Source organism: Anaerotruncus sp. 80 (genome assembly GCF_009936115.1).
GTDB lineage: Bacteria > Bacillota > Clostridia > Peptostreptococcales > Anaerovoracaceae > Senimuribacter > Senimuribacter intestinalis.
Genome location: NZ_QWES01000037.1, coordinates 20297 through 35742, shown reverse-complemented (window position 1 = coordinate 35742; position 15446 = coordinate 20297). Strand labels below are relative to the sequence as shown.

13 protein-coding genes are annotated in these 15446 nt (G+C 42.5%); 3 read left to right on the top strand and 10 right to left on the bottom strand.

What is annotated here, in order from left to right:
• Nucleotides 1-369 precede the first annotated feature (369 nt).
• From D1155_RS14270 to D1155_RS14250, 5 genes are all read right to left on the bottom strand, one after another.
• Nucleotides 370-1164, bottom strand: coding sequence for a hypothetical protein (locus D1155_RS14270; RefSeq protein WP_160203090.1), 795 nt, complete (start codon nt 1162-1164; stop codon nt 370-372).
• Nucleotides 1165-1276: 112 nt separating this feature from the next.
• Nucleotides 1277-2599 carry an ATP-binding protein gene (locus tag D1155_RS14265; protein WP_160203089.1) on the bottom strand — a complete coding sequence of 441 codons (1323 nt, stop codon included), beginning with the start codon at nt 2597-2599 and terminating at the stop codon, nt 1277-1279.
• 11 nt (nt 2600-2610) lie between these two features.
• On the bottom strand, nt 2611-3345 hold the full coding sequence (locus D1155_RS14260) for a LytTR family DNA-binding domain-containing protein (RefSeq protein ID WP_160203088.1): 735 nt from the start codon (nt 3343-3345) through the stop codon (nt 2611-2613).
• A 763-nt stretch (nt 3346-4108) separates the two neighbouring features.
• On the bottom strand, nt 4109-7228 hold the full coding sequence (ileS, locus tag D1155_RS14255) for an isoleucine--tRNA ligase (RefSeq protein WP_160203087.1): 3120 nt from the start codon (nt 7226-7228) through the stop codon (nt 4109-4111).
• Between the two features lie 723 nt (nt 7229-7951).
• Nucleotides 7952-9091: an MFS transporter gene (locus tag D1155_RS14250; protein WP_160203086.1), complete on the bottom strand. Its 1140-nt coding sequence runs from the start codon at nt 9089-9091 to the stop codon at nt 7952-7954.
• Nucleotides 9092-9190: 99 nt separating this feature from the next.
• On the opposite strand from D1155_RS14250, the gene D1155_RS14245 reads away from it, so the two are divergent.
• Both D1155_RS14245 and D1155_RS14240 read left to right on the top strand, forming a co-directional pair.
• Complete coding sequence (locus tag D1155_RS14245; RefSeq protein ID WP_160203085.1) at nt 9191-9853, top strand: DUF421 domain-containing protein; 663 nt, start codon at nt 9191-9193, stop codon at nt 9851-9853.
• A gap of 1 nt (nt 9854) precedes the next feature.
• A complete protein-coding gene (locus tag D1155_RS14240; protein ID WP_160203084.1) occupies nt 9855-10238 on the top strand; it encodes a DUF4363 family protein in 384 nt (127 codons plus the stop codon).
• A gap of 64 nt (nt 10239-10302) precedes the next feature.
• Here the strand turns inward: D1155_RS14240 and D1155_RS14235 are convergent, their stop codons facing one another.
• The 5 genes from D1155_RS14235 to D1155_RS14215 form a co-directional block, all read right to left on the bottom strand.
• Entirely contained in the window at nt 10303-10548 is a 246-nt protein-coding gene (locus D1155_RS14235; protein WP_160203083.1) for an RNA-binding S4 domain-containing protein, read from the bottom strand.
• A 69-nt stretch (nt 10549-10617) separates the two neighbouring features.
• On the bottom strand, nt 10618-10896 hold the full coding sequence (locus tag D1155_RS14230) for an HU family DNA-binding protein (RefSeq protein WP_160203082.1): 279 nt from the start codon (nt 10894-10896) through the stop codon (nt 10618-10620).
• A gap of 39 nt (nt 10897-10935) precedes the next feature.
• Complete coding sequence (mazG, locus tag D1155_RS14225) at nt 10936-11745, bottom strand: nucleoside triphosphate pyrophosphohydrolase (RefSeq protein ID WP_160203081.1); 810 nt, start codon at nt 11743-11745, stop codon at nt 10936-10938.
• 2 nt (nt 11746-11747) lie between these two features.
• Nucleotides 11748-13349 carry a polysaccharide biosynthesis protein gene (locus tag D1155_RS14220; protein ID WP_160203080.1) on the bottom strand — a complete coding sequence of 534 codons (1602 nt, stop codon included), beginning with the start codon at nt 13347-13349 and terminating at the stop codon, nt 11748-11750.
• Nucleotides 13350-13364: 15 nt separating this feature from the next.
• A complete protein-coding gene (locus tag D1155_RS14215; protein WP_160203079.1) occupies nt 13365-14654 on the bottom strand; it encodes an amidohydrolase in 1290 nt (429 codons plus the stop codon).
• 165 nt (nt 14655-14819) lie between these two features.
• On the opposite strand from D1155_RS14215, the gene D1155_RS14210 reads away from it, so the two are divergent.
• Nucleotides 14820-15311 carry a stage V sporulation T C-terminal domain-containing protein gene (locus tag D1155_RS14210; protein ID WP_160203078.1) on the top strand — a complete coding sequence of 164 codons (492 nt, stop codon included), beginning with the start codon at nt 14820-14822 and terminating at the stop codon, nt 15309-15311.
• Nucleotides 15312-15446: the final 135 nt, after the last annotated feature.

The window sequence follows — 15446 nt, the reverse complement described above, 5'->3', positions numbered from 1 at the left end:
AACTTAACTTTAACACAAAAATGAGATCTTGCAATTTTTTTATTCAGTTGTAACACATCTATTGTAAACCTACATTTTCCTCATTTTAAACCTCGTCTTTCCTCTTGACTTTTTCTGCTTTATGTCTCACAATGAAGATAGAGTTTTTCTTAATATATGTTTTGTGGCGCTACTCACGGCATATTTTTGAAAAGCTCTTTCTTTATATATAAGAAATATCACCTTTTTGATATTTTCACAAAGCCTAAGTCCTTTAGTAATATTTTTTGTTCCCCTGCTTATCCCAATCCATTCGTTTACTTTACATCGATTCGCCCTCCTTTCCTTAGAATATCTATTTTAAGCTAATGCTTAAAACTCCTTTCGTGTCTACGATATTTTCGTCAGATTCCAGGACTGTCTGACTTTAATCTGTCTCGCGGTTTTGTTGATTGCCACATAGCCAACAGTCGTATTTAGTTTGTAGCTGACGGTTCTTGCGATTTTTCCCTCAGTGTATTTGAAATCATAGGTACAATACATATTCACATCGGATACACCAGGCGTCCGTGCTGTTCGGTCGGTAATATCTGGAACAGATTTACCGCAACTTCCATTTGATGTACTCCAATTCACATCCGCAACTCCACTGCGTTCTTCTATTCCGTCAGCCGATAAAGTATAGTGGTTCTCTAAGCTCATGCTTGCTGTAACATTAGCAATAGACACGCTTGCCCTGGCTGTAAAATAGCGGTTTCCGTAATCCTTCCACTGATCACTGCTGCCAGAGGTTGCCATAGGAGAAATTTGTGGAACTCTTACTACCTGACCTTCCTTGCTATCGCTTAACTCCACAGTAAGCATACAACCATCACCCAGATTATACGATTCCACAGCATAGGCGCTGCCGTCAGGAAGCTGTTTCATCGCCAGATCTGTTCCCTGTGAATTTAACAAATCCACTGCCTCATCCATTTTCTCTGCCATAAAAGCATTTACTACATCTTCTGCAGTTTTCTCTATGACCTCCTTCTGTTCTGCCTTGGTCAAATTCTGATTCAGAGCAGCCTTCAACTGGGTCACATTTTGAATTTTGACCTGCTGTGTCTCTGCGCAGACACCTGCCACCATCAAACTCAGTACCAAAGATAGAGTCAGTAAAACACTAAACAATTTTCTTTTCATTTCCTTCTTCAACCCTTTCTTTATCATTTATAATTTACTATCTTTACCATAGCACACAGTTGACACGTTTACAATCATAAAGAAATAAGCGGTCGAAAAAAGAAATAAACGGTCAATTGCTTCCTGTTTTTTCCATGTTATGATATCTTAATTGCACATGTGTTACCAAAATTTTGCTTTCCTTTTCGTATTCCCACCATACCTTTCCTCCATTACGCGCTGCTGTTTCCTGCATATTTTTCGTGCCAAAGCCATGATTCTCCTGATCTTTTTTGGTAGTTTGAATATGTCCGCCAATAATCACAGGTTCAGTCTCAGTCGGATTCCAAATAGTGATAAAAAGAAATCCGCCTTGGTTTCCAATCTTGCATTTAATTTCCTTTTCCCCTGTACATTTACATACTGCCTCATAGGCATTGTCTAAACCATTCGATAAAATTACACACAAATCTGTCATTGCAACCGACAAATCCTCCGGAAAAAAACCGCTAAAGTGCAGTCGAATCCCCGACTCCCTGCATTTTCCATAGTAGCGATTTGCGACAGCGTCACAAATCATATTTCCAGTATGAAGATAATCCAGCCGTTCCTTTGCCTGATAAATTTGATGAAGGTATTCTCCCAGTTTTTCCATCTGCCCTTTGTCACATAAATCTGTCATCGTATCCAAATGCTTATAAAGGTCATGCCTAAACCTGCGCAGTTCCTCGTTAGCGCTACCCAGAAGGCGGTACTGTTCTACCTGTTCTTCAATGCAGCGTTCTTTCAAAATCACTTCGCGTTTTAACATTTTCCTCTGGTAAAATGCATATATGATTGCAATCATAAAACCTATGGTAATCATCGCAGTAATTGCGTCTTTTGCTTTGTTCGCCCCCTGATATAACATTGCTGCATCCGTATCCCCCGCGCCTAAATAAGCCCATTCCCATGGAAAAATACTTAAAATTAGTGAAAACGATATGTATATCAGCACATTTACACTCATAACCACCCCATTAATTTCAGCTCTTTTCTGCGCTAAGATTCTAATAAGCACGCAAAATATTACAGTAGTAGCCACCTGTGCAAAGATTGTATACCAGTCAGAGTTTGCATAAAAAGCATCACTTTTAAATACCACCAGCATGATGCCGTCCGCAAAACTAATAATCGGCATGGAAAGTTGCCAATAAGCAATTCCCAGACCCAAAAGATGGGTCTTCTTTCCTTTCAGAAAAATCATCGGTAAAATGCAAATGCTGTGTCCGAAAAGCCACAGCACATTATATGACAGCGCATCAAAATAAAACACCTGCGCAGCAAAGGATGCTATGATAACGCTGGCTCCTATAACGACAGAGCTGCGAGTTTTCCGAAACTCGCAGCCTAATATAAATCGAAACAGTAAAAATGTATTCAATAAATCCAATGGTAAAATGATAGCTCTGGTCATGGTAAACTCCCTTAGATATATTTCTGCGTTCTCATGCAATAAGCGGTATACTTTTCTAAGCACTCTTTTCTTCTGCGGCGGCTGATAAGCAGCACCTTATCACTAGGCTTGCCGCCCGACTTTTCCGGTACGTTCTTCAGGAGAATTCTGTCATCGTAAAAACTGCTGATATGCTTGCAGTTGACAATCTGTCCTCTGCTGATGCAGATAAATCCAAGCGGCTCCAGCTTCGCTGCAAGCGCCCCAACCTTCTGCTTGCCAATATTCTTGACTCTTCCATCTCTTAGGTGTGCGTCAGCATAGCCCGTATCAGCTTCAATCCAAACGATTTCGTCCAAACAACCGCTGCTGCCGTCCGGATAAGTAAAAGACTTGTTCGCAAAAATCAAATTAACGCCCGTATCCAAAAACCCTGCCAAATCATCGTACTGCGGTGGTTTAGATACAAAACCGATTACATTGACATTAAACGCTCTGAGGACATTGTCCATATGACTGGTCGCAAAAATAATCAGTGGTCCCGCACCTCGTCTGGCTAATTGGTTCTTGATATCAATACCGTTTATGGCGCCCATCTCTATATCAAGAATCAGAATATCCGCATCCAGTGGCTCTGCGAGAACATCCTGCGGATGGGTGGTCGTTTCAAGTTCCGCCTCGATATCATTCTCCCGCAAATAGCGTTCGCATAATTTTTTTAATTCCTGAATATCACTAATCTGGTCATCACAAATGATAATTTTCATAGGTAACCCCCAAAGACATTACATATTACAATATCATTTTACCATAAAAGCAAATATCAGAAAAGTATCTTTTCGCTTTTATTATACAATATGACAAATCCCCCTACAACCAAAAAGAAATAAGCGGTCAAAAAAAGAAATAAGCGGTCAAAATATAGTCTCCGTTACCTCATAATTTGTTTCTTCATCAACACTAATTCAAATGAGATGAAAAAACACAGCAATACTTACAAGTAACATCGGTGTCCCCACAATAAACCAAAAATAATCAACATACTTTTGCAACGGTTCTTCCCAATATTTTCTATTATAACCACGCCAGGCACTCCGTACCAGCCAGAATTGTCACCCAGGCAAAGCAGTAATGTAATACTGATATCCGACATTATGTCTCTCCTGATTATTTTATTAAAGTTAAAAGAAGTGAAGATTTAAAAATACTTTTGGAAATTGTCTTCAAAATTCATTTTTCTTTGGATAGTGGAAGATATCAGATGTCGAACCTCTGATATCTCCCGATGCAATATGATTAAGAGTCTAATCCCTCCCCCTTGACTAAAGCCTACCATTTTCGCTGTCAAAATACAATAACTTTCGGAAAACTGGTCATTTTTTCGGATAAGTGGTCATTTTTTACATAAAATTACAGTAATATATGTAAATTTTATTTAAATTTTTCATTTATAAGGCTTTCTTTACGAAAAAAACTATGAAAAAGGACTTTACATGAAATCCATGCAAAGTCCTTTTATCTCACATTTGGTTATACTCTTTCCACTCCGATACCGGTCTTATGTCCATTGAGGTCATAGGTTTCCAGTCCGGAAGCCTCTTCAATGGAAGTTGCCAGAGTTTCCTTCTTGATATAGTCGCCGAAAGTATCTACTGCAGCTTTCACATCTGCGTCTGCTTCCACGAAAATCTTGATGTTATCCATCATCTCGTAGTCGTTTGCTTTACGCATCTGCTGTACCTTGGAAACCAGCTCTCTTGCAAGACCTTCCGCAGCAAGCTCAGGTGTCACGGTCGTGTCAAGAATGGTGAACACGTTGTTTTCCATAGCTACCGCAAAACCTTCTTTAGCATTGATGCGGACATCTACGAAGTCCTTCTTTATTTCAACTTCTTCACCGTCTAAGTTCAGCGTCATAGCGCCTGCTTCCAGACGAGCTACCACATCAGCAGCGTTTTCCTTTGCAAGAGCCGCGCCAAAGGCTTTGATATTCTTACCTAGAACCGGTCCTGCCACCTTGAAGTTCGGCTTTAAGGAGAAGTTCATATACTGGTCAAGCTCCTCTGCAAAGACAACTTCCTTGACATTGAGTTCTTCCATAATCAGCGGCGTCAAGTCCTCGATTACCGCCTGATACTTACCATCTACCAGAATTTCAGAAAGCGGCTGTCTTACCTTGATTCTTTCCTTTTCTCTGGTTCCTCTGCCCAGAGTAACTAAGGTTCTGACAAGATCCATTCTCTCCTCTACCTTTTTGTCGATGAGGCTTTCGTCTGCCTTCGGGAAGTATGCCACATGAACAGTTTCCTCACCGGTCAGATTGGTATAGATTTCGTCAGACAGGAACGGTGCAATCGGTGCAATTAGCTTAGCTGTGCCTACCAGCACTTCGTAAGTAGTCGCATATACGCTCTTCTTGTCTTCAGTCATTTCCTCCGCATAGAATCTTCTTCTTGCGCGTCTGATGTACCAGTTGGACAAGTCCTCAGCAACAAAGTCTGTAATTGCACGAACAGTCTTCATATGGTCGTAGCTGTCCATATATTCTGTTACATCTTTTACCAGCTGATTATATTTGGAAAGAATCCATCTGTCCAGTTCAGGTCTCTTGTCATAATTTACTGTCAATGCCGCAGCATCCACATCGTCCTGATTGGAATACAGTACGAAGAAGTTATATACGTTCTTCAAAGTGCCAAAGAACTTGCTCACGACATCGATGAGTCCATCCTCGTCAAACTTGGTCGGTGTCCACGCCGGTGATACAGAAAGCAGATACCATCTGGTCGCATCTGCACCGTATTTGTCGAAGAGCTCAAACGGAGAAACGGTGTTTCCTCTGGACTTGCTCATCTTCTTTCCTTCTTTATCCAAAATCAGGTCGTTTACCAGTACATTTCTATACGGCGCCTTGCCCATGATAAAGGTGGAAATTGCCATCAGGGAATAGAACCATCCTCTGGTCTGGTCGATACCCTCGCAGATGAAGTCCGCCGGGAATAGCTTTTCCTCAAATATTTCTTTGTTTTCAAACGGATAGTGCCACTGTGCAAACGGCATAGCGCCGGAATCGAACCAGCAGTCCATAACCTCCGGAACTCTGCTCATCGGCTTGCCACAGTGCGGGCACGTGATGTGCACGTCATCCACATACGGTCTGTGCAACTCTATGGAAGTATCGATATCCTCGATAGCTTTTTCTACCAGCTCTTCACGGCTTCCGATACATTCCAGATGACCGCATTCACATCTCCAGATCGGAATCGGTGTTCCCCAGTATCTGGAACGGGAAATTGCCCAGTCCTTTACATCTGCCAGCCAGTTGCCAAAACGCTTCTCGCCGACAAATTCAGGGAACCAGTTTACAGTGTTGTTATTAGCAACAAGCTGATCCTTCAGCTTGCTCATTTGGATATACCAGCTTGGTTTTGCATAGTAAACAAGCGGTGTACCGCAGCGCCAGCAGTGCGGATAGTTGTGCGCCAGCTTTTCCTTGGAGAAAATTTTGTTCTCTCCTGCCAGATACTTGATGATATCCACATCAAGACCTTCTTCCATAACAAAGCGTCCCGCCCATGGCGTTTCTGTATAGCAGCCTCGTTCGTCTACAGGCTGCAGCATTGGCAGGTTGTATTTGCGTCCGCACTGATAGTCGTCTTCACCAAATGCTGGTGCAGTATGCACGATACCTGTACCATCTTCTACGGAAACGTAATCCATGCAGGTTAGGAAGAATGCTTTCTTGCCGCCTTCCGGCTTTACAAATGGCATCAGCTGTTCGTATTCGATGTATTCCAGGTCAGCGCCCTTCATTTCTTCCAAAATTTCGTATTTGCCTTCGCCCAGCACTTTGTTCGCAAGCGCCTTCGCAACATAGAAGATATTGCCCTCTTCATCGCCCTCTGTCATCTTTGCTTTGATATAGTCGATGTCAGGACCTACGGTCAGAACAGTATTGGAAGCCAGTGTCCAAGGGGTTGTGGTCCATGCCAGAAAATATTCGTTTTCGGCATCTTTACGCTTGAACTTGCAGACCAGCGTGTTGACCTTGACTTCTTTATAGCCTTGCGCTACTTCGTGGGAAGCAAGACCGGTTCCGCATCTCGGGCAGTACGGCAGAATCTTGTGACCTTCGTAAATCAGTCCTGCCTTGAAAAACTCTTTCAGAATCCACCAGCCGGATTCGATATAGTTATTGTCTAAAGTGATATACGGATTGTCTAAATCTACCAGATAACCCATTCTCTCTGTCATCTCTCTCCACATGTCTGTGTAAGTGAAAACAGATTCTTTACACTTCTGGTTAAATTCCTTGATACCATATTTTTCGATGTCCTGTTTGCCGCTCATGCCCAGCTGCTTTTCGACTTCGATTTCTACCGGCAGACCGTGGGTATCCCAGCCTGCTTTTCTGTTGACCTGATAGCCTTGCATAGTCTTATAACGGCAGATAGAATCCTTCAAAGTTCTTGCCATCACATGGTGAATGCCCGGCTTTCCATTTGCAGTCGGAGGACCTTCAAAGAATACGAACTTCTCGCCGTCTTCTCTGGCGCTGACACACTTGTGCAGCAGATCTTCTTTCTTCCATTTCTCGACCTGTTCGTTCTGTACCTGTGCTACAGGCTTATCCGATAATTTCTTGAACATGTATCTCTACTTCCTTTCTGTTTTTTCGAGTTCGGGGTATTCTACAATAAAAAAATCCCCAACCGAAAATATGATTTCCGATTAGGGACGATTCAATTCTAAACCGCGGTACCACCCTAATTGCTAAACCTCGGACGCTTGCATAAATCCATATGCGCCTTAAGGCTGCCTCTCATTAGTGCGCAGGCTCCGGAGTGATATTCGCAAAATCGCAGCTTCACCGATCATCTCTCAGCAAACGATGACCTCTCTGTAAGGGTATTACGCCGGGCTACTGGTTCCTTCAACGCCTGATATAAAGTTTTACTTACGTACCCAAATATTTTAGCATTGTTTCGGCTTGTTTGCAAGCAAAATCTTTGCTGACATTTCGTATTTCACTTTACAGAAAAAAGCAAAACTCGATTAAAAAAATGCAAAGTTCAATCTTTTGATATTACTACAAACTAAATTTTCTTATCTTTAAGCAGTAATTTGCGCAAAAACTAGCAGTATGCATGTACATATTTTTAAGATTCTACAAAAGATCCTCTATTTTTTCTTAGATACTAATCCGGGTTGCATTTATCACCCAACAGCACCTGCTGGTTTTCCTTTTTTTGATGTAATAAAGGGTAAAGTTCTGCAATGCAAAAATTCATTTCGACATTCAATCTGAAGTCGCACATATATAACAGCAAAAATCCCATTTTACATCTCCGCCCTTTGCCGAATTGCTATATCTCACTTCTTTCTATGCAGCCCGAATGCAATATAAAGCACAACACCTATCACATTCATGCCACTAAACAGTGCATACACGCCAGTCGCGCCAAAGAAGTCCATTGCTACCCCTCCAAAGAAATTGCACAAAATCGTACCGCCATTGGAACTGACTGCATAAAAGGCTGCTACTGTCAGCGCAATGAGGCGAAAAGACACTGTCTCCGATAGATACTTAACGTATTCAGTCAGCAGGATCCCATTGACCATGCCTTGCAAGAAAAAAGTAGCCAGCAGAAATATATCGGAAGGTCCCAGTGCATAAAGCCCAAAACGCACTGCAGACAGCACCATAGCAAAGGCTATGGTTTTCTCTCTTGAAAATTTTGCGCAAAGCTTTGGCGCCAGCGCCATAAACGGCGCCTCACTTCCTACCATGAGAAGAAAAGCAGTTCCTACGCCTGCTACGCTGCCGCCGCCTTCTGTAAAAAGAAAGCTAAAATAAGTATTGTTTGCCACATTAGTGCCCATGACGAAAATGCCACAAAGAATCAGCTGCAGCGCCCGCTTTTCCTTCAGAAGTTCCTTATAACGGATTCTTTTTCCATTACAGGCAGCGCTTGCAGCAGCGTCCTCATCACGCTGCACAGTCATAATGGTAAATGCCGCCAGTCCAAAAGCGACCGCATTGAGATAAAAAATATTTTCAAGGCCCCATGTTCCTCCGATTTTACCCCCTGCAAAAACTGCAGCTGCGTACCCAGCAGCGCCACATAGCCGAATCGCCGAAAAATGCACCTGATCCTCTTCCAATACCAGCGCATCACACAGCCCCATGACCGGTCCCTGGAAAAAATATTCCAGACCATAGGTCGCAATAAAAATCAGAAATATCGTCACAAAAGAATTACAGACAGCCATTGCACCCGCTAAAAGGCATATCAGCGCAATTACTTTTCTTCCATCGCGGCTGTTGGCATATCGATTACCCCAAAAAGTGGACGCAAAAACAGCAATTGCCGTTGCCATGGAAGTCACTGTGCCGATTTGTGTTCCGCTAAATCCAATGCTTGCCATATATTGCCCGATTAGTGGATTGATAACCCCCATAGCAGCATAGCCGAATGTATAAAATAATTTAAATTTTGTCGTCTTGTTCAAACTATTTCTTCCTTTTTTTTTAAATTTATAGTATTAAGTAGTATAGCAAATCACGCCTCGGTACACAATAGCAATATCAATTATTTGGAGGTGTATTTTTTGATTATCGTTTGTATTCGAACCTTTATTTTATACTTAGTCGTGCTTTTCACCCTGCGAGTCATGGGCAAATCCGAACTTTCAAAGATGTCGACCTTTCAGATGGTAGTTCTGTTTATGATCGCTGAACTTGCCTCTATTCCTATCGACGAGCCGTCATCTTCTCTGATCAACGGCGCTATGGCAATCTTTACACTGCTTTTCCTGCAGGTACTGCTTTCTTATATTTCTATCAAAAACGAAAAATTTAAGAATTTCATCAACGGCAGACCCAGTGTCATTATTGACAAAGGCATGATTAATGTAAAAGAGATGCAAAGGCTTCGCATTACCGTCAACGATCTGTTTGAACAGCTCCGTCTGGGCAACTGCCCTTCTATTTCAGACGTAGAATATGCCGTTATGGAATCTAACGGAGAACTTTCTATTATCGCAAAGACAGATCAGGAAAAACTACCGCTGGTACTGATTAGCGACGGCATACTTTATGAAGAAAACATGGCAAAGACTGATACCGATTACAATACCCTGCTCTGCATGCTTCAGGCAAAAGGTATTACCGATATTAGCGAAGTCTTTGTCGCCTTCTATGATGGAAAGAGCATGTTTCATGTTTATCCTATGCCGCAACACAAACAAAATTTTTCTGGCGAGGTGTACTAAAATGAGAGCACTAATCACTTCAATTATCTCTCTGGCACTTTTAATCGGCTGCTGGGGAATCTTCTACCACTACTCCGATGAAAATCTGAATGGAATCATCACTGAATGCGAAGATGTAGTTATGGCAGCTATCCAAAACGAAAACTGGGATGAAGCCTATGATACCTTTAAAGAACAATACAAAATATGGCATGAATACCAGAACAAAGCGCTGTATTTTCTCGACACACAGCCCATCAACACCGCCGACGAAGAGTTTGCCAAAACGTTAATGTATATCAAGGCAAAAGATGTATCAAACAGCAGCGGCGAACTTCTGGCATTGACAGAGCAGCTTCGTGTACTTCACGAAAACGAAGGGCTTCATCTACGCAATATTCTATAATAAAATAGATGCACTGGAAAAGACAGGGCTTTTACAGCATACCCACCGCTGTTTCACCCTGTCTTTAGTCTTCTATGATTTCATACATATCCGCAGCATCCTCTTTGCGGCAGGATTCTGTCAGCTTCAGCACTTTTGCTGTAAGAGAGCTGTTGCCGAAAGAAATGTGAATCACATCTCCCTCCTTTACCTCTGCACCAGCTTTCACAACTTTGCCGTTCACGGATACACGTTCCTGATCGCAAGCGTCTTTTGCCACAGTTCTGCGCTTAATCAAGCGAGAGTTCTTTAAAAATTTATCGATTCTCATGAGTTTCCCTCCTATCCCAGTTTAAAAAGAAAAAAGGACAACGCAGGGTTGTCCTCTGTAAATGCTCTATTATTTGTTTACTGCGTCTTTCAGAGCCTTACCTGCTTTAAATACAGGAGCCTTGGAAGCAGCAATTTCGATTACTTCTTCCGGTTTTCTAGGATTTCTTCCCTGTCTAGCTTTTCTTTCTCTAGTCTCAAAAGTACCGAATCCGATTAACTGTACTTTATCTCCCTTAACCATTGCCTCTTCTACGCTTGCGAGGAATGCGTTAATAGCAACTTCTGCATCCTTCTTGGTAAAATTTGTCTTTTCTGCTACTGCAGCAACGAGTTCAGCCTTATTCATTCTAAAAATCCTCCTTAAAATTATAGATAAGCATTGAACTTACTCTTTCTTTGCCTCTTGCCAAAGTCTGTCCATTTCTTCTAGGCTCAGATCTGCTAAATCCAATCCTCTCTTCCGTGCAATCCTCTCCATACAGTCAAAGCGCTTGATAAACTTAACGGTAGCCTGATTCAGAGATTCCTCGGGATCGATATTTAAAAATCTGGAAGTATTGACCATCGAAAACAGCAAGTCCCCATATTCTTCAGCGATATGCGCATCATCGCGCTCTCTGTAAGCTTGTACCAATTCTGCAAGCTCTTCCTGAATTTTATCAAAGGGACCTTCTGCATCGGGCCAATCAAACCCAACTTTGGCAGCCTTGCACTGAACCTTGGAACTTCTAATCAAAGCAGGTAATGCCTTAGGCACTCTTACCAGCCGATCGGTATATCTAAGTTCCTCATGCTCTCGGCTCTTCATATTCTCCCATTTTTCAAGGGCTTTGTCAATAGTTTTTGCATCATCTTCTAAAAAAATGTGCGGATGTCTGCGAATCATCTTCTCACATTCCTCATTAATGACATCTTTCAAATCAAAATGTCCTTCGTTTTCTGATAAATTGCTATGAAAAACTACCTGCAGAAGTACGTCTCCCAGTTCTTCCCTTAGATTCTCCGTGTCCTTTTCTAAAATGGCATCTACGGCTTCATAAGCCTCTTCCAGCATACATTTGGTCAGCGTTTCGTGGGTCTGTTCCCTATCCCATGGACATTCTTTTCGCAAAATCTTTACGATTTCTACAAGACGCAAAAGTGCGTCCGCCTCATTATCTTTTGTCAAATACAGTGCTTCATACTCTTTTTTCATAATTATTTTACAAACCTCTTTAAAATTTTTACAAGTTTGGTTCCGCCTGGCATTGTTTCCACTTCATCCAGAGTAATAGCTTTCAGGGTAAAGATTAAAATGACATACACCACGACGCCTACCATAATGGCAAACAGCGTCGCAATGCTATTTCCAAGAAATCCTGCTACAAGGCGATATGTGGCAAAAGCACATACCCCCATAAGCATAGCAGCAAGACACGGGCGGATATAGGTCAGATTGTAGTTAAATTTAACGCCTGTATACTGCTTTACTGATCTGTTATTGAGGACCAACGCTACCACATAGGCAAACATGGTGCCCACAGCAGCGCCTTTGATATTGATATCATGAATCCCGACCAGAATAAAGGTCAGAATGACTTTTCCTACACAGCCTATAGCAAGATGAATCACTGGCAACATCTGCTTTCCAATAGACTGCAGCACGCCGACAGAAGTCTGCGTAATCGCTAGGAAAATAACACTGATTGCCATAATCATCAGGGTCGGTACTGCAGCGATTGCACTGGCTTTTTGATCGGAATACAGCAAAATCATAATTGGCTCTGCTAGTGCAAAAATACCAAATGCGCAAGGAAACGCCATAATCATGGTCGTCCTGTACCCCAGCTGAATATTTTCCTGCACGCCCTGTCTGTTATGAACCTTGAACGCTGCTGCAATAGCAGGAACCAAGCTGACTGCTACAGCTTGCGTAAAGACCTGCGGAAATGCAATCAACGAATTACAAAAACCACTTAAAAGCCCATAAAGAGTCTTTGCTTCTTCGTAAGACCATCCTGTCGCCTGCAGTCTAGTCATAATAATGCCTGTATCGATTAAAGTCATAATCGGCATAATCTCACTGCCGATTATAATTGGAATTGCAATTCCGACGATTTTACGCAGAATAACGCCAGTTTCCTCCACCTGTTTATTATTCAAGTCGATCTTTCGGTGAATGACCCTGCGATTCAGCATATAGATAACAACGATAATACCGAGCCCTGCGATAGAACCTGCCGATGCTCCAAAAGAAGCGCCTGCCGCAGCTTCTTTCAGCCCTGTATCCAAAAGCTTATAGGCAAGAGCCAGACCCACGATAACACGAATGAGCTGCTCCGTTATTTCAGAGATGGCAGTAGGATTCATATTCTGCCGCCCTTGAAAATATCCACGAAATGCCGAAAACATCGGCACAAAGAGCAGCGCTGGAGAAATGGCTTTTACCGCCAGCGCAGCATCTGGATTTCCAAGGGCTTTAGTGATTGCTTCTCCTCCGAAAAAGCATGCTGCAAAAGAGACGATACCGATTCCAAACAGTAAAGATGTGGCAACCTTAAATACCTTATGGGCATTTCTGTATTCCCCTACAGCAATTCGCTCCGATACCATACGTGAAATTGCCACCGGAATGCCCGCCGTAGACAACACTAAAAGCGCACCGTAAATGGTATATGCAAATCCGTAGTAGGACATGCCGTCAGCACCGATCCAGTTGGTTAGAGGAATTCTAAAAACCGCTCCCAGCAATTTGATGACAACACCTGCAATACCAAGCACTGCTGCGCCTTTGATAAACTTATTTCCCTTGTTTGACATAATCCCTTTCGCTTTCTATAGTTGTTTTAAAATTGCTGCTGTGGCAGCTTCTGTTTCAAAGATTGTCTTTTCTATATCGATGGTGGTATATTCTCCGTCTTTATAGAGTACTTTTCCATCTGCCATCGTCATGACGATATCACCATCGGTGGCTGAATATACGATGTTATTAAGCATATTATGCACTGGATGCATGTTAGCTGTATCAGTGCGAAGCACCAGCAGATCCGCCTTATTTCCTTCTTTTATGGTTCCACAGTCATATCTTCCCTGCGCCAGCGCGCCGTTTATAGTCGCTGCTTCAAGCGCCTGCTTTGGTGTAATTACAGTCGGATTCTGCTCTCTTACCTTTGCCAAAATTGCAAAAGTCTTCATCTCCTCAAAGAAACTTAGGTTGTTGTTGCTTGCCACGCTGTCTGTTCCCAGAGCCACAGGGATTTCCCGCTTCAGCATTTCGGTCACGTTGCAGATTCCGCTGGCAAGTTTCAGATTGCTGACTGGGTTTGACGCGACAGTCACGCCTTTCTCTTTTAGAATATTGAAGTCTTCTCCTTCACACCACACGCAGTGTGCTGCAATTGCCGGCACATCAAATATGCCGCATTGGTTGAAATACTGTGCCGGACTCATGCCGCCGTGACGCGCCTTGCACTCTTCATGCTCTGACTTTGTTTCCGACAGATGTACATGCATTCGCACATCCATTTCCTTAGCCAAATCTGCTACACATCTTACTGTTTCTTCGTTGCTTGTATATTCTGCGTGAATGCTGGCATCTATAATGATTCTGCCATTTTCTATACCGTTAAACTGTGTGATTGCGTCTCTGGCTTCTGTCATGGACGGAAGCTTTGTAATATCCATACCCATAGGATTTGCCACTGCCCGGGAAATATTCGCTTTTGCGCCGCTATCTGCCACAGCTTTTACCATATCCGGTATAAAATAATACATATCAGAAGAAGATATAATACCATAACGCAAAGATTCTGCCATGCAAAGGAGCGTGCCCCAATACACCGCATTGCTGTTTAGTCTGTCCTCAAAAGGAAAAATCCGCGTGTTGAGCCAATCCATCAACGCCAGATTTTCACCATAACCCCTCATGAGAGCCATAGGAGAATGGGCATGCGCATTATAAAAGCCCGGAATCAGCAGCCGGTTCTTTCCGCTATAGATTTCTCCAAAATCTTCCATCGGTGTATCTTTACCAATATAAATAATTCTGTCATCCTTCGTACCGACATACATATCGTGTTCAATCTCAAAATTTTGATTCAAGATTGTAATTTCTTTAAAAAGCATATTCTTTCCTCCATCAGGTTATACCGGTATTGTAACATGATTCCCTTTTTATGCCAATGGGTTTGAACGGATAAATTATGAAGATTTTATAAATTGCCCGGTATATTTTTCATAGCAAAGCAAAGACTAGAGATACAATATTTGTAATAAAGGAGAATAAGTTACATGAAAGCAACCGGAATTGTAAGACGAATCGACGACCTGGGAAGAGTGGTCGTTCCTAAGGAAATCAGAAGAATCCTCAGAATCAGAGAAGGCGACCCTTTAGAAATATATACTGGTGAAAGCGGTGAAATTATTCTAAAGAAATATTCCCCAATTGGTGATATGAGCCAAATCGCAGCAGAATTTGCTGAAACCGCCTCTTCTATTTTAGGCAGCACCGTAGCCGTTTCCGACACAGACAGCTTTGTTGCCGCTGCAGGCAAGCAGAAGCGTCAATTTGCAAATGACAAAATCGATGCAGAACTGGACCACATCATTCAGTCCAAAGATAGATTCCAAAGCGGACGAAAACTCATTGTTCCTATCGTCTCGCAAGGTGATGCCATCGGCTCCATTACAGTCCTTGCGCCGGAGGATAAAGACCTTGGCGAAGCAGAACTGAAAGCTGCTGAAATCGGCGCTGAGTTCATTGCGAAAAGATTATATGACTAATAGTAAAGAGTGTGCATATCTAGCTGCACACTCTTTATTGTATCAGGAAAAACAAGCTGCCAGTGAACGGAGATTTACTGTTTCAAAATATGTCCCTGCCTTGACAAACACCTTTCCCGTTTGATAGACTGAAAG

Excerpts from the sequence above, each read along its gene's own strand:
- D1155_RS14270 (WP_160203090.1), bottom strand. The coding sequence starts at position 1,164 with ATGAAAAGAAAATTGTTTAGTGTTTTACTGACTCTATCTTTGGTACTG.
- D1155_RS14265 (WP_160203089.1), bottom strand. The coding sequence starts at position 2,599 with ATGACCAGAGCTATCATTTTACCATTGGATTTATTGAATACATTTTTA.
- D1155_RS14260 (WP_160203088.1), bottom strand. The coding sequence starts at position 3,345 with ATGAAAATTATCATTTGTGATGACCAGATTAGTGATATTCAGGAATTA.
- ileS (WP_160203087.1), bottom strand. The coding sequence starts at position 7,228 with ATGTTCAAGAAATTATCGGATAAGCCTGTAGCACAGGTACAGAACGAA.
- D1155_RS14240 (WP_160203084.1), top strand. The coding sequence starts at position 9,855 with ATGAGAGCACTAATCACTTCAATTATCTCTCTGGCACTTTTAATCGGC.
- D1155_RS14235 (WP_160203083.1), bottom strand. The coding sequence starts at position 10,548 with ATGAGAATCGATAAATTTTTAAAGAACTCTCGCTTGATTAAGCGCAGA.
- D1155_RS14230 (WP_160203082.1), bottom strand. The coding sequence starts at position 10,896 with ATGAATAAGGCTGAACTCGTTGCTGCAGTAGCAGAAAAGACAAATTTT.
- mazG (WP_160203081.1), bottom strand. The coding sequence starts at position 11,745 with ATGAAAAAAGAGTATGAAGCACTGTATTTGACAAAAGATAATGAGGCG.
- D1155_RS14220 (WP_160203080.1), bottom strand. The coding sequence starts at position 13,349 with ATGTCAAACAAGGGAAATAAGTTTATCAAAGGCGCAGCAGTGCTTGGT.
- D1155_RS14215 (WP_160203079.1), bottom strand. The coding sequence starts at position 14,654 with ATGCTTTTTAAAGAAATTACAATCTTGAATCAAAATTTTGAGATTGAA.
- D1155_RS14210 (WP_160203078.1), top strand. The coding sequence starts at position 14,820 with ATGAAAGCAACCGGAATTGTAAGACGAATCGACGACCTGGGAAGAGTG.